The following is a 21,972-nucleotide window of genomic DNA, read 5'->3' as shown; positions in this document are numbered from 1 at the left end:
CCGCTTTGCGGCCCTTTCGCGACACAAGGCCGCTCCTACAGGAGTACGCAATCTCATGTAGGAGCGGCCTTGTGTCGCGATGGGCTGCAAAGCAGCCCCTAGGCCATCAGATCAGGATCAGAAGATGCTGATCGGGTACTCGACGAATACGCGGACTTCGTTGCCGTCGTCGTTGTAACCGTTCTGCTGCACGGCGTTGTTGGTACGCACGAACGAGCTACGCAGCTTGATCGACAGGTCCTTGGCCGGGCCATCCTGCACCACGTAACGGATCTGGTTGAAGATCTCGCGCTCTTTACCTTCACCGAAGCCCTGCGGGTTGTCGACGTTGCGGGTGTTGATGTTGTCACCCACCACGTAGGCCAGCTTGTAGGTCAGGCCCGGGATGCCGTAGGCACCGAAGTCCAGGCCGTAGCCCAGCTGCCAGGAGCGCTCGTCTTCGGCGTTGAAGTCGGACCAGTACGAGTTGGCCAGGTAGATGGTCGAACCACCGTCACCCACGCCACCCTCGTTCTGGTACCAGCCGTAGTTGTAGCCGGTGCTGCCGGTGCTGCGCTGGTGGGCGATGGTGAACGAGTGCGCACCGAACGCGTAGGTAGCTGCCAGGCTCCAGATGGTGTTGGAGTCGCCGTTGAGTTTGGCGCTCTTGACGAACTTGTTGTCGATGTCCGACTTGTAGCCGTTGAAGTCCAGGGTCAGGGACTGGTCATTGGCGATCGGGAAGACGTAGTTCAGGCCCAGGTAGTGCTTCTTCATCACGTCTTCGTTGTCGGCGGTGTACAGCGAAGCGGTGAAGTTGTCGGTGAACTTGTAGCTACCACCAAGGACGTTGATCGACTTCAGGCCACCACCGTCACGGCGCTCGGCGCTCTTGCGCGCTTCCTGGGTGAAGCGGCCGGCGTTCAGTTCCAGGCCCTGGATCTCTTTGGAGGTGATCAGGGTACCGGTGAAGCTTTCTGGCAGCAGACGGGCGTCGTCGTACTGCAGCACTGGCAGTGCCGGCATCTGGTCACCGTACTTGAGCACGGTGTTGGAGATGCGGAACTTCACTGCAGCGCCACCACGGGCCAGGTTGTGCGGCGAGTTGGCGTTGCCGTTCTCGTCCTTGAAGTCCGAAGGCTTGAAGAAGTCGACACCGGCGCCACCGTTGTGGCCCTTGCCGCCGTCCAGACGCACGGCGTACAGGCCGAATGCATCGACGCCGACACCGACGGTGCCCTGGGTGAAGCCGGAGGAGAAGTTGGCGATGACGCCCTGGCCCCATTCGATCTGGTCGTCGGTGCCGTGCTTCTTGTCACGATTGATGTAGGCGTTACGCAGCAGGACGTTGGCGTGGCTGTCCTCGATGAAGCCTTTGCTGTCGGCCTGATCATTGGCCTGTGCCTGGGTCGCGGCGATCATCGCCAGGGCGACCAGGCTGATCCTGGTTTTCAACATGTTGTTTTCCTTATTTCTTAATCAAAAACGCTCTGCAATATGACGCCAGGAACCAACGCCCCTTCGTAGGTTCGACGCTATGCGGATCCAGACTGGAAGGCCTGCCGGTAATCACACGGCGGCCTCTGGCAGCAGCATGGCCAAGATCATGGCCAGCAGGCGTTGGCCGAATCCTAGCCGTGTGCGATTACAAATGTCAAAAAGTCGTGAAATGCAGGTTGATATAACCAAAATTGCCTGTGGGTCTGGTGCATTTCCATGCAGGTTTGCGCGATCAGCGGACAATTTATCTTGTGTAGGAAATAGCCTTTTGATCGAACGGACAATTTCCGGTGAGGGCGCTTTCGCAGCACAAGGTTGCTCCTGCACGGAAACGCGGCGCAGCAGCGACCGTAACAAACTGACACAGATGTAATGACAACCCTTTACAAATACTCAAGCAAGAGCAAATAACAAGCATTACCATCCGCACCTCTTTTTCACCTGCTCGATCCGGATGTGCCCATGCTTGTACCCTGCCGTCTTTCACCCCTGACGCTTGGCCTGTCGCTGCTGTTCGGCGCCGGCCTGGCCAGTGCCGCCACCACCACCCTGCCGGAACTGTCGGTAACCGCCGACAGTGAGCGCGAAGAGGACAACCCGCGGGTCAAGGAGGTAAGCACCGCGACCCGCACCTCGACGCCGGTACGTTATGTGCCGCAGGCCATCGACACGGTGAAGACCGTCAACGTACTGGATTACGGCAGCAACACCTTGGGCAAGGCGCTGGAAGGCATCCCCAACGTCAGCAGCGGTGCCGACACCCGCTTCGACAGCGTGCGCATCCGCGGCTTCGAGGCCAGCAACGACTTCTACCTGGACGGCATTCGCGACGACAGCCAGTACATCCGCGACCTGCATAACATCGAGCGGGTCGAAGTGCTCAAAGGGCCGGCAGCGGTGCTGTATGGCCGTGGCAGCCAGGGTGGTATCGTCAACCGGGTGAGCAAGGCGCCGGAGCACGGCCGCCGTTCGAGCATCGAGGCACAGGCTGGCAGCGAAGACCTGCGCAGCCTGTATGCCGACCTCAGTGCCGACCCCAGCGACACCGTCAGCTTGCGCCTGAACATGGGCAACCAGGACAACAACAGCTTCCGCGACGGCATCGACGGCAGCCGCCAGCTGTTCGCCCCGTCGATCAGCTGGCAGGTCACCCCCGACCTGAACTGGCTGGTGCAATACGAATACAGCCGCTACAACCGCACCCCGGACCGTGGCATCCCTGGGATCAACGGCCGCCCGGCAGATGTCAGCCGCAGCACCACCTATGGCGACACCCAGCGCGACTACATCGATGACCGCGCCCAGTCGCTGCGCTCGCGCCTGAACTACCAGCTGAACGAAACCTGGCAGTTGCGCCATACCTTGGGCCTGTTCAAGCTCGACAGTGAGTTCGACAACACCTACGTCACGGGCTACGACGCCAGCACCGACACCTTGACCCGCCAGCGCTGGCAGCAGGACCTGAACACCCGCAACCTGTTCAACAACCTGGAGGCCGAAGGCGACTTCGACACTCTGGGCCTGGAGCACAAGCTGTTGCTGGGCCTGGAGTTCGGCAACCAGAAGCGCGACCCGGTGCTGTACAAAGCGGTCGACCAGAAGCTGCAGGGCCTGGGCAAGCCCGGCCGCGACCAGCAGCTCAATGGCCCGATGACGGTGTTTAGTGACAACCATACCGTGGTCGATAGCCGCGGCCTTTATCTGCAAGACCAGATCCGCTTGAACGATCAGTGGCAAATCCTGGCTGGCGTGCGCTTCGACCAGTTTGAAGTGGGAACCACCAACAAGGATGGCGTGCGCGAAACACAGGACAGCAACAGCACCAGCCCACGCCTGGGTGTGGTCTACACACCGTGGCGCGACCATTCGTTCTACGCCTCGTGGAGCAAGACCTTCTCGCCGGTTGGCGGCGGTCTGATCGGCATCACCCCAGGCGCAAAGGGCAACGGTAACGATGCCAAGCCGGAAGAAACCCGCCAGAAGGAAATCGGCGTGAAAAGCGACTGGCTCGACCAGCGCCTGACCACCACCCTGGCCATCTACGAGCTGGAACTGTACAACCGCCGCACCCGCGACCCGCTTGTCCCGGAAAACATCTTGCTCAGCGGCATGCAGCGTTCGCGCGGTATCGAGTTGACCGCCACCGGCAACATCGTTGGCAACTGGTACGTGCGCGGTGGCATCGGCCTGCAGGACGCGACCATCGTCAAGGACAACAACGGCCAGGAAGGCAACCGCATCAATGATGTGGCCAAGCGCAACGGCAGCCTGTTCGTGACCTGGAAGCCGGAACTGGGCTGGTACGCCGAAACCGGCCTGACGCTGGTGGGCGAGCGATATGCGGACAACCAGAACACCACGGTGCTGCCGGGGTATGGCCGCTGGGATGCATTGGCGGGGTACCGCACGCAGGACTGGGATGTGCGGGCGGCACTGAGCAACATTGCCGACAAGACCTACTACAGCTCGGCGACCAGTGCGGCGCAGATCCAGGTGGGTGACCCGCGTAGCCTGGTGGTGACTGGCAGCTACAGCTTCTGATCTCTAGCGCCTGTGCCGGCCTCTTCGCGGGCTCGCCCGCTCCCACAGGGGCACCACATGCCTCGAAGCCTGTGAAGTACCTGTGGGAGCGGGCATGCCCGCGAAGAGGCCGGTACAGGTAATACCGATTCGATCAGTGCCAAACCGCCATCAGCGCCTGCATTTCTGCTTCGCTGATCAGCCCCTGGGGATATCGTCCGGCAAGCAGACGTTGTGGGTCGGTCGTCCTGACCCTGATGCATCCATGGTGTTTCAACCACTTCGCCACAAGCCTGAGCGATTGGTGATTCACTGCCGATGGGCGCAAAGCCGACTCACTTGCTGCGTTCATCTCTACACGTACTCCCTGGCCCGTGAGCGGCTAATCTACGTAAGGATTGTTACAGATCCGAGAGCGCGGCATGGCCGAGCTATCTGACTGAAAACAATACAAAACATATGCCAGCACAGGCCTGCGGACGGCCCCCGGAAACAAAAAAGGCCCGTCATCTGACGGGCCCCTTCATTCACCGTGCGCTCAACGCTTGACCGGTGCCGGCTGCTGCTGGGTCAGGCAGTGGATGTTGCCACCGCCCAACAACAACTCGCGACCTGGGATCATCACCACCTCGTGGTCGGGGAAGATCTTCGCCAGAATCGCTCTGGCCTCGGCATCTGCCGGGTCGTCGAAGCTTGGCGCGATGATGCCGCCGTTGACGATCAGGAAGTTCACGTACGAGCCGGCCAGGCGCACCGACGGGTCACGCTCCTGGCTGCCGGCCACCTGATCGACACCGGCACACTCTTCGGCGGTGGCGAACAGCGGGCCCGGGATCGGCATCTTGTGCACGATGAATTCACGGCCCTTGGCATCGCGGGTGTTCTTCAGCACCTCCATGGCGGCATGGCAGCGTGCATAGTTGGGGTCGTTGGAATCATCGGTCCAGGCCAGTAACACTTCACCCGGGCGCACGTAACAGCAGAAGTTGTCGACATGGCCGTCGGTCTCGTCGTTGTACAGGCCATCTGGCAGCCAGACCACGGTGTCCACCGCCAGCTGGTCGCGCAGCACCGCTTCGATCTGCTCGCGGTTCAGGTGCGGGTTGCGGTTGCGATTGAGCAGGCACTCTTCGGTGGTGATCACGGTGCCTTCGCCGTCCACGTGGATCGAGCCGCCCTCGAGTACGAAACCTTCGGTGTGGTAGCGCTGGCAGCGCTCCATTTCCAGGACCTTGGCTGCCAGCTCCTCGTCGCGGTTCCACGGTGCGTACAGGCCGCCGTCGAAGCCGCCCCAGGCATTGAAGCCCCAGTCCACGCCACGCACTTCACCCTGGTCGTTGATGACGAAGGTCGGGCCGGTGTCACGCACCCAGGCGTCGTCGTTGCTGATCTCGACCACGCGGATGTTCGGCTGGTCGAGCTGGCGACGGGCATTTTCGTACTGGCCAGCGGAAACCGCGACGGTTACCGGCTCGAAGCGGGCAATGGCCTTGGCCAGGGTCACATGGGCAGCCTGCGCCGGCTTGCCGCCCAGGCGCCAGTTGTCCGGCCGCTCCGGCCAGACCATCCACACCTGGGTTTGCGGGGCCCACTCGGCGGGCATGTGGAAACCATCGGCACGGGGAGTGGAGTTGAGGGTTTTCATGGTTGACCTCTGTGATGGCCCTGAGCCGGACTGTGCTGGGGCGTTTGTCAATTTATAACCGATATATATCGATATTTGAAGCCCGATAATCGGGAAAATCATGAGCGCTCAAGACATTAAATCGATAACAATCGATACATCCCCAACCTTGGCCGAGAACCAAAGCGGCACGACCTCTACCATAGACAGCCCTTGTGAATGCCGTTGAAGCCCAAGGCGGAAAAAACGGCCAGACCGGCTAGGGTCAATACATGAGCAGAACGGGCCAGCGAACCGCCATGAACATCATCCCTACCGCGATCCCTGAAGTACTGATCATCGAGCCAAAGATTTTTAGTGACAGCCGTGGTTTTTTCTTCGAGGCGTTCAACGCCCGTGAGTTCGCCCGGCAAACCGGCGTGAATGTCGAGTTCGTTCAGGACAACCACTCGCGCTCCATCAAGGGTGTGCTGCGTGGCCTGCACTACCAGGTGGAAAACACCCAAGGCAAGCTGGTGCGCGTGGTGCAGGGGGAAATCCGTGATATTGCCGTGGACGTGCGCAAGAGCTCGCCAACCTTCGGCCAATGGGTCGCGGTGCAGCTGTCGGCCGACAACCATCGCCAGTTGTGGATTCCGCCCGGCTTCGCCCATGGCTTTGCGGTGATAAGCGAGTCGGCCGAGTTTCTCTACAAGACCACCGACTACTACAACCCGGGCGCCGACCGCTGCATCCGCTGGGATGACCCGACGCTGGCCATCGACTGGGGGCTGCAGCAGCCACCGGTGCTGTCGGACAAGGACAAGCTCGGCCTGCCACTGGCAGAGGCGGAACTGCTGCCTTAACTAGCGCATAATTGCGGCAGACTTTTCTGGCGCCTTTACGTGATGATTGCAAAACCCACGCCCCCACGCCGTCCCCGCTGGCGCAGCCTGGCCCTGTTGGCCCTGTGCCTGGCCCCGTTACTGTGGCCCCTGCATCACCTGGCCGAACGTTACTACCAGGAAGAACTGGCCTCGCAGAACCGCCAGACTCTCGACCTGTACGTCGCCAACCTGCTCGGTACCCTGCACCGCTACGAAACCTTGCCGCAGATTCTCGGCGACCTGCCGGCGCTGCGCGGGGTGCTGGCCGACCCGTTCCGCCTGGAAGCGGTGACCAATGCCAACCGCCTGCTCAAGGACATCGTCCAGCAGACTGGCGCCGAGGTGATGTACCTGATGGACGTCAGCGGCAACACCCTGGCCGCCTCCAACTGGGACAAGCGCGACAGCTTCGTCGGCCGCAACTTCGCCTTCCGCCCCTACTTCAACGAAGCCATGGCCGGCCGCCTGGGGCGCTTCTTCGGCCAGGGCACCACGTCGGCCAAGCGCGGTTACTTCTTCGCCGCCGCCGTGCGAGACCGTGAACGCATCGTTGGCGTACTGGTGGTCAAGGTCGACCTCGACCACACCGAAACCCTATGGGGCCGCACCCCCGAGCAGCTGTTGCTGACCGACCACAATGGCGTGGTCATCCTGACCTCGCGGCCCGACTGGCGCTTCCGCGCGACCCGCGCGCTGACCGAGGCCGAGCGCCAGGCCATCATCGCCATCCAGCCCTACCCGACCCAAGCCCCGCAACCGCTGGTGCTCAACCAGGACGCCTGGATCAGCCAGACCCGCGACATCAAGGAAACCGGCTGGCAGGTCAGCATCCTCGCCCCGCGCATGCTGGTCGACCGTTCGGTGCAAACCGTGATGGCCATCGGCGCCGGCACCCTGCTGGTGCTGATGCTGCTGGCCGGCCTGGTGATGCAGCGGCGCCGTCACTACATCGACCGCATCGACTTCGAGGCACGTGGCCGCCAGGAACTGGAAAAACGCGTGGCCGAGCGCACCGCCGACCTCGAAGGCCTGAACACCCGGCTCAAGAGCGCCGTGCTGGAGCGCGAGAACGCCCAACAGGAGGCCGTGCGCGCCCAGGATGAACTGGTGCAGGCCGGCAAGCTGTCGGTGCTCGGCACCATGTCGGCCAGCATCAGCCACGAACTCAACCAGCCGCTGGCCGCCATCCGCAGCTACGCGGAAAACGCCGAGATCCTGCTCGACCACCAGCGTACCGAAGACGCCCGCGGCAACCTCAAGCTGATCGGCGAGCTGACCGGGCGCATGGCCTCGATCATCGCCCACCTGCGCGCCTTCGCCCGCCGTGACCGCCATGCCCCGGAGAGCGTGGCCCTGCAGCCAGCCCTGGACGATGCCCTGGCGCTGCTGGCCAAGCGCCGCCGGGCGATGGCCGTGGAGCTGATCCGCGACCTGCCGGAAGCCACCTTGTGGGTACAGGCCGGCGAGACCCGCCTGCGCCAGGTGCTCGGCAACCTGCTGGCCAATGCCCTCGATGCCCTGACCGAAAAGGCCAACCCGCGCCGCCTGTGGCTAAGTGCCGAGCAGCGCGATGACTGCGTCTACCTGTACATTCGCGACAACGGCCCCGGCTTCAGCCGCCAGGCCCTGGAGCACGCCAAGGAGCCGTTCTTCACCACCAAGACCCGCACCCAGGGCCTGGGCCTGGGCCTGGCCATCTGCGAAAGCCTGATGCGCGCCCTGGGCGGTGAACTGCTGCTGGCCAACCACCCGGAGGGTGGCGCACTGCTGACCCTGCAGCTGCGTGTGGCCGCGCCTGGCGCTACTTTGCCCAATTCGGAGGACCCCTCGGCATGACCACCGAGACACTGATCGACAGCCGAGCCCAGGTCATCCTGGTCGATGATGACCCGCACCTGCGCCAGGCCCTGAGCCAGACCCTGGACCTGGCCGGGCTCAAGGTGGTCGCCCTGGCCGATGCCCAGGGCCTGGCCGAACGCATCGAGGCCGACTGGCCCGGGGTGGTGGTCAGCGACATCCGCATGCCGGGCATCGATGGCCTGCAACTGCTGGAACAACTGCACGGCCGTGACAACGAGCTGCCGGTGCTGCTGATCACCGGCCACGGCGATGTGCCGCTGGCGGTGCAGGCGATGCGCGCCGGCGCCTACGACTTTCTGGAAAAGCCCTTTGCCAGCGATGCCCTGCTGGACAGCGTGCGCCGCGCCCTGGCCCTGCGCCGCCTGGTGCTGGACAACCGCAGCTTGCGCCTGGCCCTGAGCGACCGCCAGCAACTGGCTACCCGCCTGTTGGGCCAGTCGCCGTCCATGCAGCGCCTGCGCGAGCAGATCGGCGCCCTGGCCGGCACCCGCGCCGATGTGCTGATCCTGGGTGAGACCGGTGCCGGCAAAGAGGTGGTGGCCCGCGCCCTGCACGACCTGTCCAGCCGCCGCGACGGGCCATTCGTGGCGATCAACGCCGGCGCACTGGCCGAGTCGGTGGTCGAAAGCGAGCTGTTCGGCCATGAACCCGGGGCGTTCACCGGCGCGCAGAAACGCCGCATCGGCAAGTTCGAGTTCGCCAACGGTGGCACGCTGTTCCTCGATGAAATCGAGAGCATGAGCCTGGATGTGCAGGTGAAACTGCTGCGCATGCTGCAGGAACGGGTGGTCGAGCGCCTGGGTGGCAACCAGCTGATCCCGCTGGACATCCGCATCATCGCCGCGACCAAGGAGGACCTGCGCCAGTCAGCCGACCAGGGGCGCTTCCGTGCCGACCTGTATTACCGCCTGAACGTGGCGCCGCTGCGTATTCCACCGCTGCGCGAACGCGGCGATGACATCCTGGTGCTGTTCCAGCACTTCGCCGACGCCGCCAGCCAGCGCCATGGCCTGCCGCCACACGCTCTGCAGCCGGCCCAGCGCGCCATGCTGCTGCGTCACGACTGGCCCGGTAACGTACGCGAGCTGCAGAACGCCGCCGAGCGTTTCGCCCTTGGCCTGGAACTGGCCCTGGACGGCCAGGCGCCACCTGCGGCAATGCCTGCGGTACCGATGCCGAGCGGCAACCTCAGCGAACAGGTCGAGCAGTTCGAACGCTCGCTGATCGCTGCCGAACTGGCCCAGCCACACAGCTCCATGCGCAGCCTGGCCGAGGCGCTGGGTATCCCCCGCAAGACCCTGCACGACAAGCTGCGCAAGCATGGCTTGAGCTTCGACGGCGGTAGCGGCGGGCATGACGATCAAGAGGACAACCGTTAATGAACACCGATAGCCAGTACTTGCAGTCCGTCCTGCACGGCGACATCCCCCTGACCCGCGAAATGGGCCTGGAAGTGCTCGATTGGCAGCAGCACACCCTGCGCCTGCAATTGCCGCTGGCGGCCAACGTCAACCACAAGAGCACCATGTTCGGCGGCAGCCTGTACTGCGCCGCGGTGCTGGTGGGTTGGGGCTGGCTGCACCTGCGCCTGCGCGAGCTGGGGATCGATGACGGGCATATCGTCATCCAGGAAGGGCAGATCAGTTATCCGCTGCCGGTTACCGGGGCGGCGGTGGCGCGCTGTGCGGCGCCGGATGAAAAGACCTGGGAGCGGTTCTTGACCATGTACCAGCGCCGCGGGAGGGCACGGTTGACGCTGGAGACCACGGTGAGCAATGCCGGTGGTGACGAGCCTGCTGTAACCTTCAGCGGCCAGTACGTGCTGCACCGCTGACCGCGGGCAAGTACTGATGCCAGTCAGTTAGTGCTGTTGGGTCTGCTGCGCAGCCCATCGCCGGCAAGCCAGCTCCCACAGGTGCAGCGCCATGCTGAAGGTCCGCGCAGTACTTGTGGGAGCTGGCTTGCCGGCGATGGGCCGCAAAGCGGCCCCGGCGATATAGGCGGCGAAGCTCAAGTCCTGACGTCAGATCAGGCTCAGGAAGGCTTGGCGCCACGCAGCATTTGCCGGCAACGCCAGGAAATGCGGGTTGAGCAACGACTCCCGCGCCGGGTACCGGAACGGCAAGCCATCCAGCCCGATTACCTCCCCACCAGCCCCTTCCACCACGCCCTGCGCCGCTGCGGTATCCCACTGCGAGGTCGGTGCCAGGCGCGGATAGCAATCGGCGCTACCCTCGGCCAACAGGCAGAACTTCAGCGAACTGCCGATATTGGCCAGCTCCAGCTCACCCACCGCAGCCCCCAACCCGGCCAACAAGGCTTCCTGTTCCGGGCTGGAATGGCGACGGCTGGCAACCACGGTGAAACGCCCACCCGCCGGCGGCGCATTACGTACCTGGATCGCCTGGGCGGCCTCACCCGCTTCCGCACGCCAGGCGCCCAACCCGCGACCACCGAAGTAGCAGCGCCCGTTGGTCGGCATGGAAACCACGCCAAACACCACCTCGCCGTTCTCGACCAGGGCGATGTTGACCGTGAACTCTTCGCTGCCGGCAATGAATTCCTTGGTGCCGTCCAGCGGGTCGACCAGCCACCAGCGGCTCCAACCCTGACGCTCGGCCAGCGGAATGTTGCAGTCCTCTTCGGACAGCACCGGGATCTGCGGCGCCAGCGCCAGCAGGCCATCGGCAATCACCCGGTGCGCCGCCAGGTCGGCGGCGGTGACCGGCGAATCGTCGGCCTTGTTGGTCACGGCCACATCGGCGCGCCAGAACGGCAAGATCGCTTCGCCCGCCAACAGGGCCAGCTTGATCACTTCGTGCATCAATTGCAGGTCGTTCATGCTTCCAGCAGCCCCCGCTGAATCAGCAGGTCACGCGCCAGGTACAGCGCCGCCAGGGCACGCCCCTCGGTGAACTGTGGGTGCATGGCCAGGGCCGAGAGTTCGCGCAGGTTGACCTTGTCGACCCGCATCGGCTCCGGCTCGTCGCCCTCCAGGCGCTCCTCGTAAAGGTCGCTGGCCAGCACCACCTGGATCTTCTGGCTCATGTAGCCCGGCGACAGCGACAGCTCGGTCAGGTGCTCCAGCTGGCGCGCGCCAAAACCGGCCTCTTCCTTGAGCTCCCGGTCGGCTGCCGCCAGCACGTCCTCGCCCGGCTCGATCAGGCCCTTGGGCAACGACAGCTCGTATTCGTCGGTGCCGCCGCAGTATTCCTCCACCAGCACCGCGTGCTCGGCATCGAGCATGGCCACGATCATCACCGCGCCGTAGCCATTACCCCGGCCCACCAGGCGCTCGTAGGTACGCTCGTTGCCATTGCTGAAGCGCAATTGCACGGCTTCGACGCGAAACAGGCGGCTGCTGGCGACGATTTCGCGGCTGAGGACGGTGGGTTTCTGGCGCATGGGGCGGCTCCTTGGCGTGAACGGGTTACTATACCGTGGCTTGCCGACTGATCGAGAGTTTCCCATGCCTGTTCTTCCCTGGTCTGCCATCGATACCGTCCTGCTGGACATGGACGGCACCCTGCTCGACCTGCATTACGACAACCGCTTCTGGCTGGACCACCTGCCCCAGCGCTATGCCGAGCTGCACGGGGTGAGCCGGGCCATGGCGGAAATGGAGCTGCAGCCGCTGTTCGAACGCAATGCCGGCACGCTGAACTGGTATTGCCTGGACTTCTGGAGCCGCGAACTGCGGCTGCCGATCCGCGAGCTGAAACAGGAAATCGCCGACCTGATCGCCCTGCGCCCGGATGCCGATACTTTCCTTGCCGCGATCCGCGACGCGGGCAAGCGCGTGGTGATGATCACCAATGCGCACCGGGATTCGCTGTCGCTGAAGCTGGAGCGGGTGGAGTTGGCGCCTTATTTCGAACGGCTGATCAGCTCACATGACTACGGCTACCCGAAGGAAAGCCCGCAGTTCTGGGACGCATTGCAGGCGGACATCGGCTTTGAACCGGAGCGCAGCCTGTTCATCGATGACACCCTGGCGATTCTGCGCAGTGCACGACGGTTTGGCGTGGGGCATCTGCTGGCGGTGCGCCAGCCGGATAGCCAGGCAGGGCCGCGGGATACCGCGGAGTTTGCGGCGGTCGAGGATTACCGGGAATTGTTGGCAGGCTTGTGAGGGCCCTATCGCCGGCAAGCCAGCTCCCACATGTACCTCGCAGGCCCTCAGGCCTGTGATAATCCTGTGGGAGCTGGCTTGCCGGCGATAGGGCCGGTACAGGCTGCAGAGATCATTCAGGAATACGCAACACCTGCCCCGGATAGATCTTGTCCGGGTGCTTGAGCATCGGTTTGTTGGCCTCGAATATCTTCTGATACTTGTTGGGGTCGCCATACACCTTCTTCGAAATGGCGCTCAACGTATCACCCTTCTCCACCGTCACGAACCGCGCGGCCTGGGCCACCGGTCCGGTCACGGTGATCTGGTCATCGACACTGGCCACGCCAGCGACGTTGCCCGCCGCCAGGATGATCTTCTCCTTCTCCTCCTGGCTGGCCACCTCACCCTTGAGGATGATCGTGTCTCCCTCTACAGTGGCCGTGATATTCGGGTTGCCCAGGCCGACACTTTCCACGTGTTTCTTCAGCTGCTCTTCGGCATTGGCATTGCCGGGGGTCAGCAGGTCGATCAACTTCTCGCCCGCTTCCTTGACGAAACTGAACAAGCTCATAGCGCTCTCCTTGTTGACGAAACCTCGGACACAGCAGTCTAGGCCAGCTTTTCCCCTGGCGCCCCCATGCGACCAATCGACGCGGTCTATCAAGGCATAGACCCTAGCGATTAGACGCCGCCGGTCCGCACGCCTAGGCTTGTGCTATCTGAAAGCTGCCGATAGCCCCGATGAAAAGTCAGCCCCGATGAACAGCAAACCTCCGGTCTGCGCGGCCTCATCGCCCTTGACCATGCCCGCCGCCAGCAATACCTACGATTACGTCCAGCTCAATGACGCCAGACGCGACAGCACGCCCCTGGCCGAAGAAGTGGCCCTGGCCATTGTCTACAACGGCCTGAACCAGGCGGTGATGCTGGTCAGCCCCACCGACCTGGAAGACTTCGCCGTCGGCTTCAGTGTCGGCAGCGGCATAGTGGAAGGCACCACGGAAATCTACGACCTGAAACTCTCCGGCAGCGGCTCGGCAATGTATGCCGACCTGGAGATTTCCAGCCGTGCGTTCTGGAACCTGAAAAACCAGCGCCGCCAGCTGGCCGGCACCAGTGGTTGCGGCCTGTGCGGGGTCGAAGCACTGGAGCAGGCATTGCCAGAGCTGGCCAAGTTGCCTGGCGCCCCCTTGCCACCGGCGCAATGGCTGGTCGGCCTGCGTGAGCGTATCGATGCCTTCCAGCCCTTGGGCCAGCACTGCGGCGCGGTGCATGCGGCGCTGTTCATGGACCGCCACGGCGAACTGCTGCTCGGCCGCGAAGACATCGGCCGGCACAACGCCCTCGACAAGCTGATCGGCGCCTTGCTGCGCCAAGGCATCGACAGCCAGGGTGGCCTGGCCATCGTCACCAGCCGCTGCAGCCTGGAGCTGATCCAGAAGGTGCTGCGGGCCGGTATCCAGACCCTGGTCAGCCTGTCGGCGCCCACCGGTCTTGCCCTGCAATGGGCGCGCAAGCACAACCTCAACCTTATCCATCTGCCCAAGCACAGCGCACCGCGGGTCTACAGCCCAGCGGCGGAGTCGTAACAGTCGTGACCTCGTACCAACACCTCCCGGACAACGCCCCAGCCTCCTCCCCTCGCTACAAGCCCTACCACGGCCCCGCCGGTGGCTGGGGCGCGCTGCGCAGCGTGGCCAAGGTCTGGGTTGGCAGCGATAACGCGCTGAAGAACATTCGCGCACTGCTCAAGACCAACCAGAACGGCGGCTTCGATTGCCCCGGCTGCGCCTGGGGCGACTCGCCGGAAAGCGGCATGGTCAAGTTCTGCGAGAACGGTGCCAAGGCAGTGAACTGGGAGGCGACCAAGCGCCGCGTCGATGCCGCCTTTTTCGCCCGCTACAGCGTCACGTCGCTACTGCAGCAGAGCGACTACTGGCTGGAGTACCAGGGGCGCCTGACCGAGCCGATGGTCTACAACGCGTCCAGCGACCGCTACCAGCCGATCAGCTGGGACGCCGCCTTCACCCTGATCGCCCGCGAGCTGAACAAGCTGGCCAGCCCTGACCAGGCCGAGTTCTACACTTCGGGGCGCGCCAGCAACGAAGCTGCGTACCTGTACCAACTGTTCGTGCGTGCCTACGGCACCAACAACTTCCCCGACTGCTCGAACATGTGCCACGAGGCCAGCGGCGTGGCCCTGGGGCAAAGCGTCGGGGTCGGCAAGGGCACCGTCACCTTCGACGACTTCGAGCACGCCGACGCGATATTCGTCTGGGGCCAGAACCCCGGTACCAACCACCCGCGCATGCTCGACCCGCTGCGCGATGCGGTAAAGCGCGGTGCCCAGGTGGTGTGCATCAACCCGCTCAAGGAGCGTGGCCTGGAGCGCTTCCAGCACCCGCAGAACCCGCTGGAGATGCTGACCAACAGCGACCGGCCGACCAACACCGCATTCTTCCGCCCGGCCCTGGGCGGCGACATGGCGCTGCTGCGCGGCATGGCCAAGTTCGTCCTGCAATGGGAACGCGAAGCCCAGGCCAACGGCGAACCGGCAGTCTTCGACCACGCCTTCATCGCCGAACATGGCCATGGCGTCGACGACTACCTGGCGGTAGTGGATGCCACCCCGTGGGAGCACATCCAGACCCAGTCCGGCCTGGCGCTGGCCGACATCGAACTGGCCGCGCGCATGTACTGCCGTGGCAAGCGGGTGATCATGTGCTGGGCGATGGGCATTACCCAGCACCGCCACTCGGTGCCGACCATCCAGGAAATCGTCAACCTGCAGATGCTGCGCGGCAATATCGGCGTGCCAGGCGCAGGCTTGTGCCCGGTGCGTGGTCACAGCAACGTGCAGGGTGACCGAACCATGGGCATCAACGAGCGCCCGCCGGTGGCCCTGCTGGACGCCATCGAGCAGCGCTTCGGCTTCCCCGTGCCCCGGCACAATGGCCACAATACCGTCGAGGCGATCCACGCCATGCTCGACGGCCGGGCCAAGGTATTCATCGGCCTGGGCGGCAACTTCGCCCAGGCGACGCCAGACACCGAGCGCACCGCCCAGGCACTGCGCAACTGCGAGCTGACCGTGCACATCAGCACCAAGCTCAACCGCAGCCACCTGGTGCACGGCAAGCAGGCACTGATCCTGCCGTGCCTGGGGCGCACCGACATCGACCTGCAGGCAGAAGGGCCACAGGCGGTAACGGTAGAGGACTCGTTCAGCATGGTCCACGCCTCCAATGGCCAGCTCAAGCCGCTGTCGACGCAGATGCGCTCGGAGCCGGCGGTCATCGCCGGTATCGCCGCCGCCACCCTGGGCAAGAAGCCCGTGGACTGGCACTGGCTGGTGGCTGACTACGACCGTATCCGCGAGCTGATCGGCGACACCATCGCTGGCTTCAGCGGCTTCAACCAGCGCCTGCGCGAGCCGGGCGGTTTCTACCTGGGCAACAGCGCTGCCAGCCGCGAATGGAATACCAGCACCGGCCGCGCCAACTTCAAGGCCAACCTGCTGCCCGACACGCTGCTCGACGAGCGTGTACGCGCCAGCGGCCAGGTGCCTGACCTGATCATGCAGTCGATGCGCTCGCACGATCAGTACAACACCACCATCTACGGCCTGGACGACCGCTACCGCGGCGTGCGTGGCCAGCGCGAGGTGCTGTTCGCCAACGAAGCCGACATCATCCGCCTGGGCTTCCAGCCGGGGCAGCAGGTCGACATCGTGTCGTTGTGGGGGGATGAGCATGTGCGCCGTGTGCACGGCTTCACCCTGCTGGCCTTCGACATCCCGGCCGGGCAGGCGGCGGCGTACTACCCGGAGGTGAACCCGCTGGTGCCGCTGGAAAGCATTGGCGATGGCAGCCATACACCGACCTCGAAGTTCATCGCCATCAAGCTGGAGCGGGCGCGGGACGACGGGCGCATCCTGTAGGAATGGTGTTGGCCTCTTCGCGGGCATGCCCGCTCCCACAGGAGTTCCACATGTTTCGATTCCTGTGCTGTACCTGTGGGAGCGGGCGTGCCCGCGAAGAGGCCGGAAGCCGTGCCGCCAAAAACGAAAAAAGCCCTGTTCCATAGCGGTTCAGGGCTTCGTCATAAAGGTCTCAGACAGCGAAAAAACGATAAAGTTTCACAGTAAATACAGTAAGTTAGAGAATTGTGTACAACTCGTGTTACTCGTCGGATTTCCGTTGCCAGGCGTGCCTGCAAGGCTCAAAAATCGCCTCGTCATCCTTATGAGGCTCTCTTGATGAAGAAGTACTCCTCGATACTGTTGTTGTCTTTCAGCTTGCTCAGCGGCGTTGCCATGGCAGGCGGCACCACCGAGGCCGGCATTGGCGGCGCATTGGGTGGGGTACTGGGCTCCGTGGTGGGCAACTCCATCGGTGGTAGCACCGGCGGCGCCATTGGTGCCGGCCTGGGCGGCGCGGCTGGCGGTGCCTTGGGTGCCGACAAGCGTCAACGTGGCGAAGCCGCTATCGGCGGCGCGCTGGGCGCAGCAGGCGGTAACGTGGTCGGCCGCTCCGTGGGCGGCACTACCGGTAGCTACATTGGCGCAGCAGCCGGCGGTGGTGCCGGTGGCGCACTGGGTAACTACCTGGGTAAAGAGGCCGACAGAGACGATTACCACGATGGCCGCCGCTACCGTCGTGGTTATGACGACGACCGTCGCCACTGGGACCGTGGCCACCACTACGGCCATCGCAAGCACAAGCGCCACTGGCGCGACTAACGCCTGAGGGCCTTGCCCCGGCAACAAAAGCCCCGCCCCTGCCAGCGGGGCTTTTTTATGCCTGCTGTTCCAGCAGTACACCAGACAGGATCACCTGCAGCGCCTCTGGCAATGCCACTGGCCGGCCACTGGCGCGATCGATGAACACCTGCACCACCGAGCCTGCCGCACACGCCTCCGGCTCCCCCGGGCGGAACAGGGCCAGGCGGTACTCCACCGTACTGCCCGCCAGGCGTGCCACCCCCAGCCCCACTTCCAGCACGTCCGGGAAGCCTGGCAGCGCGTAGAAATCCGCCGCCGAACTGACCACGAAGGCCGCCAGCTCGCCGTCACGCAGGTCCAGGTCGGCCTGTTCGACGAGGAACGCCTGGATGGCGGTTTCGAAGAAGCCATGCACGGTGGCACCGGCGATGTGGCCGTTCAGGTCATTGTCCTGGGGGCGGGTGAGGATGGGGTGGAAGTGGGAGAAGGCAGTGCGCTGAGGGGATTCGGTCATCTGGCTGACTCTTGTCTTCGCAATGGATGCTGACAGTGAAACAGAAAAACCGGATTTCCGCTGCCCGCTCCCACAATGACCGCGCTAATTCACAGGAACAAAAAAGCCGCCCCAAGGGGCGGCTTTCTCATTGCGGGCAGGTGCAGCTTACAGCTGCGGGCCAGCGGCCTTGATGGCGTCGGAAACTTCGAACTTCTTGAAGTTTTCGATGAACAGCTTGGCCAGGCCTTTGGCGGCCTCGTCGTAGGCAGCCTTGTCAGCCCAGTTGGTGCGCGGGTTGAGCAGCTCGGTGTCAACGCCCGGAACGGCCTTCGGCACGTCCAGGTTGATGATGTCCAGGTGCTCGGTTTCGGCACCGATCAGCGCGCCGCTCTGGATCGCAGCGATCACGGCACGGGTGGTCGGGATGCTGAAGCGCTTGCCAACGCCGTAGCCACCGCCGGTCCAGCCGGTGTTGACCAGGTAGACCTTCGAGTCGAAGCCCTTGATACGCTTGATCAGCAGCTCGGCGTACTCGCCAGCCGGGCGCGGGAAGAACGGTGCGCCGAAGCAGGTGGAGAAGGTCGACTTGATGCCGCTGCCCGAACCCATTTCGGTGGAACCGACCAGCGCGGTGTAGCCGGACAGGAAGTGGTAGGCCGCCTGCTCGTTGTTCAGGATCGAAACCGGAGGCAGAACACCAGTCAGGTCGCAGGTCAGGAAGATGACTGCGTTCGGCTCGCCGCCCAGGTTCGCTTCGGAACGCTTGGCAACGTGCTCCAGCGGGTAGGCCGCACGGCTGTTCTGGGTCAGGCTGACATCGGTGTAGTCGGCGTGCTTGTTGGCGTCGAGTACGACGTTTTCCAGCACGGCGCCATGCTTGATGGCTTTCCAGATGACCGGCTCGTTCTTCTCGGACAAGTCGATGCACTTGGCGTAGCAACCGCCTTCGATGTTGAAGACCACGCCCTCGCCCCAGCCGTGCTCGTCGTCACCGATCAGGTAACGGCTTTCGTCGGCCGACAGGGTGGTCTTGCCGGTGCCGGACAGGCCGAAGAACAGGGTCACATCGCCCGCTTCGCCGATGTTGGCGGCGCAGTGCATTGGCAGCACGTCGGCAGCCGGCAGCAGGAAGTTCTGCACCGAGAACATGGCTTTCTTCATTTCGCCGGCGTAGCGCATGCCAGCGATCAGCACCTTCTTCTGGGCGAAGTTGATGATCACGCAACCATCGGAGTTGGTGCCGTCACGCTCAGGCTCGCACACGAAGTTGGCGACGTTGAGGACCTGCCACTCGCCACGGCCAGCCGGGTTGTACTGCTCCGGGTTGATGAACAGGCAACGACCGAACAGGTTCTGCCAGGCAGTCTGGGTGGTCATCTTCACCGGCAGGTAGTGCTCGGCGGCCGCCCCTACGTGAACGTAGGAAACGAAGTGATCCTGGGCGTTGTTGAACGCCTCGACGCGGTCCCACAGGGCATCGAACTTGTCGGCCGGGAACTTGCGGTTGATCGGGCCCCAGGAAATGGCGTCCTGGGTGGAAGGCTCTTCGACGATGAAACGGTCAGCCGGCGAACGGCCAGTACGGTGACCGGTCTCCACGACCAGTGCGCCAGTATCGGCTAGTACGCCTTCACCGCGTTGCAGCGCTTCTTTTACCAGCTCATCGACGCTCAGGTCGGTGTACACGGTGTTGTTGGCTTGCGTCATGAGATACCCCATCCGGCCCGAGGCCGAGTGCTCCAAACGTTTTGTAGTTGTCTTGAAAAAACTACTACAGCGAAAAAAGTGGCCGGATTATGCCAGAAACGCCCAAAAAAAGTAGGCCCCTCCTGTCAGAACTGCGCTTTTGCGCAATTCGACAGGAGATTGTCCTGTAGTTAAACGTTTCAGTGACGAGTTTCTGAGGCTACGTCAGTGCCGCCACCGGCAAACAGTTGCGCCACATCGCTGGCGTCGAAGAAATAGCGCTCGTTGCAGAACTGGCAATCGATCTCAACCTGCCCGCCGCATTCTTCCACCAGCGCCTTGGCATCGTGCTCGCCCAAACTGACCAGCGCATTGCCGGAACGTTCGCGCGAGCAGCTGCATTTGAAACGCAGCGGCTGAATATCGAACAGGCGTACTGCGTCTTCATGGTAGAGGCGGTGCAACAGAGTTTCGTTGTCTTCCGACCACTCTTCGGGCTTGAGCGTCTTGGCCAGGGCTACCACATGCTGCCAGCTGTCCTCGCGCTCTTCGTCGTCCGGCTGGCGATCGCGCGGCAACTGTTGCAGCAGCAAGCCACGGGCCTTGCCACCCACGGCGTTGAGCCAGAAGCGGGTGTTGAGTTGCTGTGACTGCACAAAGTAGTTGGTGAAGCATTCCGACAGGTCGGCGCCGTCGAGGTCGACGGTGCCCTGGTAGCGCTGGCCCTTGACCGGATCGATGGTCAGGGTCAGGTGGCCGTCGGGCATCAGCTGCGACAGGGTCGCATCCGCCGGGATCTGGTCCGCTTCGTAGCGGGCCATGCCACGGATGTCCCGGTCACCGGAACATTCGACCATCAACAGCGGGATCGGCCCTGCGGAACGCGCCTGCAGAATCAGCAGGCCGTCGAACTTCAGCGCCCCCACCAGCAAGGCGGTGGCGGCCATCAGCTCGCCCAGCAGTGCCTGCACCGGCTGCGGGTACTCATGACGCGCCAGCACCGCGGCGTAGCTGTCATCGAGAGACACCCACTCGCCGCGCACATCGCGCTCGTCGAAGATGAAACGTTGGGTGAAATCGGTATCAGGCAAGTCGCTCATAGGTTTTGGCTATCTGAAAATGATGACAAAATGGTTACAAGGGTTGTCGGAAACATCCGAGAACCCCGTGACAGAGCGCTCACAAGGCGCTCCGATTCCTGTTTGCAATAGAGGTATTTTATGGACAATCGACCACTGTTCCAAGCAAGGTGGTCCTGGGGGCCATTGGCAGCCTGTACGCTGCTTCCTGTCGCTCTACTGTGTTTCTGGTTATGGCCCATTGGCCAGATCTTGTGCCTGACTTTCGACGAGTGGCTGTTCCACAGCCTGAATGCGCCGCTGGCCCACAACACCACCTGGCGCTACATCTGGACCGTCGGTAGCCTGCGCCCATTCGACATCGTCGTCGGCCTGATCCTTCTGGCAGTGCTTATTCGTGGCGACTGGGTGTTCAAGGCATCCCAGGTGCGCCAGGCCTTTTTCGGCTTCCTGGTCACGCTAATCCTCTTAGTGGTGATTCGCGCGCTGTTTTCCAAGTGGGTGGATGCAGCCGGCTGGCAGCACAAGAGCCCTTCGATGATGTTCGACGATGTGGTGCACCTCAGCGACTACTATCCGAACCTGGAGGCGGCCTGGGAGCTCAAGGACCGTTCCAGCAAGAGTTTCCCGGGGGATCATGCCTCGGTGCTGCTGGTCTGGGCGCTGTTCATGAGCGTGTTCAGCCGCCGCCTGGTGCAGTACATGGTTGTCTGGGGGCTGGCGGTGTTGTTCATGTTGCCGCGCCTGGTGGCCGGTGCCCACTGGGGGCAGGATGACTACATCGGCGGGCTGCTGATGGCGGTGCTGGCGTTGGGCTGGAGCTGCTACACACCGCTGGCGGCCAAGGGGAGTGCGGTGCTGATGCGCTGGACGGCGCCGTTGTTCGCGATCGCAGCCAAGTTACCGTTGGTCGGGCGCTTGGCGGTAACCCGCTAGATCCTTGGGGCTACTGCGTAGCCCATCGCGACACAAGGCCGCTCCTACAGGGATTGCACAAGTTTCAGGGCTTGCGCAGTACCCGTGGGAGCTGGCTTGCCGGCGATGGGCCGCAAAGCGGCCCCGGCTATTCGAAGCTCCCATGCAACTGGTGAATCTGCCGCCGCTGCTTCTTGGTCGGCCGCCCATCGGTGGTCACGCCCATCGCCCCAGCCTTGCGCAGTTCCGCCGCCTGCTCACGCCGGCGCACGCTGTCCTCGGTCTCCTCGTACAACGTCTGCGCCTCTGGCGCCCCACGCCGCACCACCGACAGAGCCTTCACCACCACGGTGCGCTCGTCGAACCCGGTGCGCAGCACGAACTCGTCACCCACCCGCGGCTCCTTGCCCGGCTTGCAGCGCTCACCCCGGCAATGCACCTTGCCGCTCTCGATCGCCGCCTTGGCCAGCGCGCGGGTCTTGTAGAAGCGTGCCGCCCACAGCCATTTGTCCAGGCGGACCTTGTCGTCGTCTTCGGCTTTTTGTGCCATCCCGTTACCTCGAACGCTGTGTTTCATCGAACTGTACTACCGTAACGATCGGATGCAAAA

20 protein-coding genes are annotated in these 21,972 nt (G+C 63.4%); 10 read left to right on the top strand and 10 right to left on the bottom strand.

Annotation, left to right across the window (positions count from 1 at the left end; genetic code table 11):
• Window positions 1-117 precede the first annotated feature (117 nt).
• Window positions 118-1,437, bottom strand: coding sequence for an OprD family porin (locus CAG22_RS11765; RefSeq protein ID WP_015268619.1), 1,320 nt, complete (start codon window positions 1,435-1,437; stop codon window positions 118-120).
• A 504-nt stretch (window positions 1,438-1,941) separates the two neighbouring features.
• On the opposite strand from CAG22_RS11765, the gene CAG22_RS11760 reads away from it, so the two are divergent.
• Window positions 1,942-4,020 carry a TonB-dependent siderophore receptor gene (locus CAG22_RS11760; RefSeq protein ID WP_085705512.1) on the top strand — a complete coding sequence of 693 codons (2,079 nt, stop codon included), beginning with the start codon at window positions 1,942-1,944 and terminating at the stop codon, window positions 4,018-4,020.
• Between the two features lie 133 nt (window positions 4,021-4,153).
• On the opposite strand, the gene CAG22_RS28735 is transcribed toward CAG22_RS11760, so the two are convergent.
• Window positions 4,154-4,351, bottom strand: coding sequence for a hypothetical protein (locus CAG22_RS28735; RefSeq protein ID WP_075044327.1), 198 nt, complete (start codon window positions 4,349-4,351; stop codon window positions 4,154-4,156).
• A gap of 186 nt (window positions 4,352-4,537) precedes the next feature.
• Window positions 4,538-5,644, bottom strand: a complete 1,107-nt coding sequence (aguA, locus tag CAG22_RS11750; RefSeq protein ID WP_025337343.1) for an agmatine deiminase — start codon at window positions 5,642-5,644, stop codon at window positions 4,538-4,540.
• 278 nt (window positions 5,645-5,922) lie between these two features.
• Between aguA and rfbC the strand changes: the two genes are divergently transcribed.
• From rfbC to CAG22_RS11730, 4 genes are read left to right on the top strand one after another with little or no spacing between them, the layout of a single operon-like run.
• A complete protein-coding gene (gene rfbC, locus CAG22_RS11745) occupies window positions 5,923-6,468 on the top strand; it encodes a dTDP-4-dehydrorhamnose 3,5-epimerase (RefSeq protein ID WP_085705511.1) in 546 nt (181 codons plus the stop codon).
• Between the two features lie 42 nt (window positions 6,469-6,510).
• Window positions 6,511-8,325: an ATP-binding protein gene (locus CAG22_RS11740; protein ID WP_025337341.1), complete on the top strand. Its 1,815-nt coding sequence runs from the start codon at window positions 6,511-6,513 to the stop codon at window positions 8,323-8,325.
• Window positions 8,322-9,728, top strand: coding sequence for a sigma-54 dependent transcriptional regulator (locus CAG22_RS11735; RefSeq protein ID WP_085591848.1), 1,407 nt, complete (start codon window positions 8,322-8,324; stop codon window positions 9,726-9,728). Before CAG22_RS11740 ends, CAG22_RS11735 begins: the two co-directional genes overlap by 4 nt.
• Window positions 9,728-10,183, top strand: coding sequence for a YiiD C-terminal domain-containing protein (locus CAG22_RS11730; RefSeq protein ID WP_025337339.1), 456 nt, complete (start codon window positions 9,728-9,730; stop codon window positions 10,181-10,183). Before CAG22_RS11735 ends, CAG22_RS11730 begins: the two co-directional genes overlap by 1 nt.
• A gap of 189 nt (window positions 10,184-10,372) precedes the next feature.
• Here the strand turns inward: CAG22_RS11730 and cysQ are convergent, their stop codons facing one another.
• Both cysQ and nudE read right to left on the bottom strand, forming a co-directional pair.
• Complete coding sequence (gene cysQ / locus CAG22_RS11725) at window positions 10,373-11,191, bottom strand: 3'(2'),5'-bisphosphate nucleotidase CysQ (RefSeq protein WP_085705510.1); 819 nt, start codon at window positions 11,189-11,191, stop codon at window positions 10,373-10,375.
• Window positions 11,188-11,754 carry an ADP compounds hydrolase NudE gene (gene nudE, locus CAG22_RS11720; protein WP_015268611.1) on the bottom strand — a complete coding sequence of 189 codons (567 nt, stop codon included), beginning with the start codon at window positions 11,752-11,754 and terminating at the stop codon, window positions 11,188-11,190. Before nudE ends, cysQ begins: the two co-directional genes overlap by 4 nt.
• Before the next feature lie 64 nt (window positions 11,755-11,818).
• Here nudE and yrfG point away from each other — a divergent pair, with 64 nt between their 5' ends.
• Window positions 11,819-12,481 (top strand): GMP/IMP nucleotidase, encoded by a 663-nt coding sequence (yrfG, locus tag CAG22_RS11715; protein ID WP_085591842.1) that lies wholly within the window; start codon window positions 11,819-11,821, stop codon window positions 12,479-12,481.
• 112 nt (window positions 12,482-12,593) lie between these two features.
• Here yrfG and lysM read toward each other — a convergent pair whose 3' ends face one another.
• Window positions 12,594-13,034 carry a peptidoglycan-binding protein LysM gene (gene lysM / locus CAG22_RS11710; RefSeq protein ID WP_085591840.1) on the bottom strand — a complete coding sequence of 147 codons (441 nt, stop codon included), beginning with the start codon at window positions 13,032-13,034 and terminating at the stop codon, window positions 12,594-12,596.
• A 187-nt stretch (window positions 13,035-13,221) separates the two neighbouring features.
• Between lysM and fdhD the strand changes: the two genes are divergently transcribed.
• From fdhD to CAG22_RS11695, 3 genes are all read left to right on the top strand, one after another.
• Entirely contained in the window at window positions 13,222-14,052 is an 831-nt protein-coding gene (gene fdhD / locus CAG22_RS11705) for a formate dehydrogenase accessory sulfurtransferase FdhD (protein WP_075044326.1), read from the top strand.
• A gap of 5 nt (window positions 14,053-14,057) precedes the next feature.
• The gene (locus CAG22_RS11700) at window positions 14,058-16,403 is read left to right on the top strand and encodes an FdhF/YdeP family oxidoreductase (RefSeq protein WP_085705509.1); all 2,346 of its coding nucleotides are present in this window, start codon (window positions 14,058-14,060) and stop codon (window positions 16,401-16,403) included.
• A gap of 318 nt (window positions 16,404-16,721) precedes the next feature.
• Complete coding sequence (locus CAG22_RS11695) at window positions 16,722-17,204, top strand: glycine zipper domain-containing protein (RefSeq protein WP_015268607.1); 483 nt, start codon at window positions 16,722-16,724, stop codon at window positions 17,202-17,204.
• A 55-nt stretch (window positions 17,205-17,259) separates the two neighbouring features.
• Here the strand turns inward: CAG22_RS11695 and CAG22_RS11690 are convergent, their stop codons facing one another.
• From CAG22_RS11690 to hslO, 3 genes are all read right to left on the bottom strand, one after another.
• A complete protein-coding gene (locus tag CAG22_RS11690) occupies window positions 17,260-17,700 on the bottom strand; it encodes a thioesterase family protein (RefSeq protein WP_085705508.1) in 441 nt (146 codons plus the stop codon).
• A 147-nt stretch (window positions 17,701-17,847) separates the two neighbouring features.
• Window positions 17,848-19,389, bottom strand: coding sequence for a phosphoenolpyruvate carboxykinase (locus tag CAG22_RS11685; protein ID WP_039614246.1), 1,542 nt, complete (start codon window positions 19,387-19,389; stop codon window positions 17,848-17,850).
• Window positions 19,390-19,568: 179 nt separating this feature from the next.
• Window positions 19,569-20,468 carry an Hsp33 family molecular chaperone HslO gene (gene hslO / locus CAG22_RS11680; RefSeq protein ID WP_085705507.1) on the bottom strand — a complete coding sequence of 300 codons (900 nt, stop codon included), beginning with the start codon at window positions 20,466-20,468 and terminating at the stop codon, window positions 19,569-19,571.
• Window positions 20,469-20,588: 120 nt separating this feature from the next.
• On the opposite strand from hslO, the gene CAG22_RS11675 reads away from it, so the two are divergent.
• On the top strand, window positions 20,589-21,383 hold the full coding sequence (locus tag CAG22_RS11675; RefSeq protein ID WP_085705506.1) for a phosphatase PAP2 family protein: 795 nt from the start codon (window positions 20,589-20,591) through the stop codon (window positions 21,381-21,383).
• A gap of 127 nt (window positions 21,384-21,510) precedes the next feature.
• Here the strand turns inward: CAG22_RS11675 and CAG22_RS11670 are convergent, their stop codons facing one another.
• Window positions 21,511-21,912: an RNA-binding S4 domain-containing protein gene (locus CAG22_RS11670; RefSeq protein WP_013970457.1), complete on the bottom strand. Its 402-nt coding sequence runs from the start codon at window positions 21,910-21,912 to the stop codon at window positions 21,511-21,513.
• Window positions 21,913-21,972: the final 60 nt, after the last annotated feature.

The sequence above is a fragment of the Pseudomonas sp. B8(2017) genome (genome assembly GCF_002113575.1).
GTDB lineage: Bacteria > Pseudomonadota > Gammaproteobacteria > Pseudomonadales > Pseudomonadaceae > Aquipseudomonas > Aquipseudomonas putida_Z.
Note: the sequence above shows the minus strand (reverse complement) of the source record. Positions and strands in the feature narration are given on the sequence as shown.

Bases quoted from the DNA above. Each gene is read 5' to 3' on its own strand.
- lysM (WP_085591840.1), bottom strand. From the start codon at position 13,034: ATGAGCTTGTTCAGTTTCGTCAAGGAAGCGGGCGAGAAGTTGATCGAC.
- aguA (WP_025337343.1), bottom strand. From the start codon at position 5,644: ATGAAAACCCTCAACTCCACTCCCCGTGCCGATGGTTTCCACATGCCC.
- CAG22_RS11730 (WP_025337339.1), top strand. From the start codon at position 9,728: ATGAACACCGATAGCCAGTACTTGCAGTCCGTCCTGCACGGCGACATC.
- CAG22_RS11675 (WP_085705506.1), top strand. From the start codon at position 20,589: ATGGACAATCGACCACTGTTCCAAGCAAGGTGGTCCTGGGGGCCATTG.
- CAG22_RS11685 (WP_039614246.1), bottom strand. From the start codon at position 19,389: ATGACGCAAGCCAACAACACCGTGTACACCGACCTGAGCGTCGATGAG.
- hslO (WP_085705507.1), bottom strand. From the start codon at position 20,468: ATGAGCGACTTGCCTGATACCGATTTCACCCAACGTTTCATCTTCGAC.
- CAG22_RS28735 (WP_075044327.1), bottom strand. From the start codon at position 4,351: ATGAACGCAGCAAGTGAGTCGGCTTTGCGCCCATCGGCAGTGAATCAC.
- nudE (WP_015268611.1), bottom strand. From the start codon at position 11,754: ATGCGCCAGAAACCCACCGTCCTCAGCCGCGAAATCGTCGCCAGCAGC.
- CAG22_RS11760 (WP_085705512.1), top strand. From the start codon at position 1,942: ATGCTTGTACCCTGCCGTCTTTCACCCCTGACGCTTGGCCTGTCGCTG.
- CAG22_RS11765 (WP_015268619.1), bottom strand. From the start codon at position 1,437: ATGTTGAAAACCAGGATCAGCCTGGTCGCCCTGGCGATGATCGCCGCG.
- CAG22_RS11690 (WP_085705508.1), bottom strand. From the start codon at position 17,700: ATGACCGAATCCCCTCAGCGCACTGCCTTCTCCCACTTCCACCCCATC.
- fdhD (WP_075044326.1), top strand. From the start codon at position 13,222: ATGAACAGCAAACCTCCGGTCTGCGCGGCCTCATCGCCCTTGACCATG.
- yrfG (WP_085591842.1), top strand. From the start codon at position 11,819: ATGCCTGTTCTTCCCTGGTCTGCCATCGATACCGTCCTGCTGGACATG.
- CAG22_RS11670 (WP_013970457.1), bottom strand. From the start codon at position 21,912: ATGGCACAAAAAGCCGAAGACGACGACAAGGTCCGCCTGGACAAATGG.
- CAG22_RS11735 (WP_085591848.1), top strand. From the start codon at position 8,322: ATGACCACCGAGACACTGATCGACAGCCGAGCCCAGGTCATCCTGGTC.
- rfbC (WP_085705511.1), top strand. From the start codon at position 5,923: ATGAACATCATCCCTACCGCGATCCCTGAAGTACTGATCATCGAGCCA.
- cysQ (WP_085705510.1), bottom strand. From the start codon at position 11,191: ATGAACGACCTGCAATTGATGCACGAAGTGATCAAGCTGGCCCTGTTG.
- CAG22_RS11740 (WP_025337341.1), top strand. From the start codon at position 6,511: ATGATTGCAAAACCCACGCCCCCACGCCGTCCCCGCTGGCGCAGCCTG.
- CAG22_RS11695 (WP_015268607.1), top strand. From the start codon at position 16,722: ATGAAGAAGTACTCCTCGATACTGTTGTTGTCTTTCAGCTTGCTCAGC.